General features: G+C 37.4%; 1 protein-coding gene and 1 pseudogene. One reads left to right on the top strand and one right to left on the bottom strand.

The window, feature by feature from the left end; all coding sequences use genetic code 11:
• Positions 1 to 333: pseudogene (locus ON09_RS23530) on the bottom strand (glucosamine-6-phosphate deaminase); the annotation flags it as partial.
• A gap of 146 nt (positions 334 to 479) precedes the next feature.
• On the opposite strand from ON09_RS23530, the gene ON09_RS23535 reads away from it, so the two are divergent.
• Positions 480 to 1,676 carry an anhydro-N-acetylmuramic acid kinase gene (locus ON09_RS23535; protein WP_010603523.1) on the top strand — a complete coding sequence of 399 codons (1,197 nt, stop codon included), beginning with the start codon at positions 480 to 482 and terminating at the stop codon, positions 1,674 to 1,676.
• The last annotated feature ends 224 nt before the right edge of the window (positions 1,677 to 1,900 follow it).

Genomic DNA, 1,900 nt, shown 5'->3' on the forward strand with positions numbered 1-1,900 from the left:
ACGTACACACTCGAAAAGGTTTTCGTTCATAAACGTAACATAACTTTGCGCTGCTGTTGGCTGCATTGGATAATATTCATCCAAATTAAAAGTAATCACATTTTTGAAACTTAAACCCTCTTCTTTGTGCAGTCTTACCAGTTCGGCATAAACTGCAATTGGGGTAACACCTGTTGCTAAGCCCAGTACTGCAGGTGCGTTGTTTGCTTGTTTTGATTTAATGAGGTTGGCAATTCTATGCGCCACATTAATGGAAGCAATTTTTGGATTTTCGAACACGCTCACAGGGAGTTTCTCGAAACGTGTCTCCTCCAGTAGATTTAATCTAGCCATTTTATTTATGGATTTTAATGTACGGAGCAGTAAATATATAGAGTTATGCTCGTATTTCATCAAAGGTTATTTACTTTTATTGCGATTATATATGTAAAATTCACCTTAAGCGGCAAACAAACGTTTGATCATTTTTTTAAATAATTATGAATATCCAGATACAAAATCTTTATACCAAAGCTCAAAAGGAGCAGCGATTAATTATTGGGCTAATGAGTGGAACATCAATGGATGGTTTAGATATAGCACTTTGTGCGGTAAGCGGAAGTGGTGCCGAAACCGTCATTAAAATCCTGGAATTTAAAACCGGTGGTTATACAGATGATTTCAGGGCTAAAATTAAAGCCATTTTTTCCAAAAAACAGGTTGATTTGGAGTTGGTTTGCCTGATGAATGAACACATTGCCAATATCCATGCCGATTTGATTAACCAGGCTCTAGCGGAATGGGGCTATAAAAATGAGGAGATTGATTTTATTGCAAGCCATGGACAAACCATTTTCCATGCGCCAAAATCACTTCATCAATTAACTGATTATCCAAATGGAACATTGCAGATTGGTGATGGCGATCATATTGCGGTTAAAACCGGAATTATAACTTTGTCTGATTTCAGGCAGAAACATTTAGCCGCAGGTGGTGAGGGGGCTCCATTAGCGGTTTATGGCGATTATTTAATCTTTTCTAAAAAGGATGAAGATCGGGTAATGCTCAATATTGGGGGCATCGCAAACTTTACCTATCTGCCAGGAAACCTTCAGGCATCCGAAATTTTTTCAACTGATGTGGGGCCAGGAAATACTTTGATGGATCAGTTTATGCAACAGTATTATGACCAGTTTTACGATAAAGACGGAGAGGTTGCAAAATCTGGAAATATGAACGAGGCATTGCTGAATGAATTATTAAAATGCGACTTTTTTGACATTGCTTTTCCAAAAACCACTGGACCAGAGCTTTTTAACCTGGATTATTTAAAAAGCGCTCAAAACCAATCATCTACTCAAAATATAAGCACAACTGATGTAATGACCACGCTTTGCCACTTTTCGGCAGAAACCATTTCAGCGGCCATAAAAAAATGTTTTGGTGATAAGGCAAAAGCTCAAATTTTTATGAGTGGCGGCGGCATGCATAATCCGCTGCTGGTACAGTTGTTAAAAAAGAACCTGCCACATTCAGATTTCTTTACTACAGATGATTTAGCCATCAACCCTGATGCGAAAGAAGCTGTTTTATTTGCCGTTTTAGCCAATGAAACCCTGTGTGGACAACCCATTGATTTTGGTAACCGACAAGGTGTGCCATCAATTTGTATGGGTAAAATAAGTTTACCGGCTTAATACTTTGTTATTATTTTGTAAAGTGCTTTGCTGCGAATTAAAATTTGCTTTGTTGGGTATTTTGCTAAATTTGTTGAAATTCAAATATTAATTAACAAAACCAAATTTTATGGAAAAAAGTTACCTAAAATGGTCAACAAGATTTTTTGCAATTTTGATGATCCCATTTCTGCTGCTTTTATTTACAGGGATGGCCCAGGCACAAACCAAGCGCTATACCATTG

Origin of the sequence: Pedobacter agri PB92 (assembly GCF_000258495.1) — a bacterium.
Lineage (GTDB): Bacteria > Bacteroidota > Bacteroidia > Sphingobacteriales > Sphingobacteriaceae > Pedobacter > Pedobacter agri.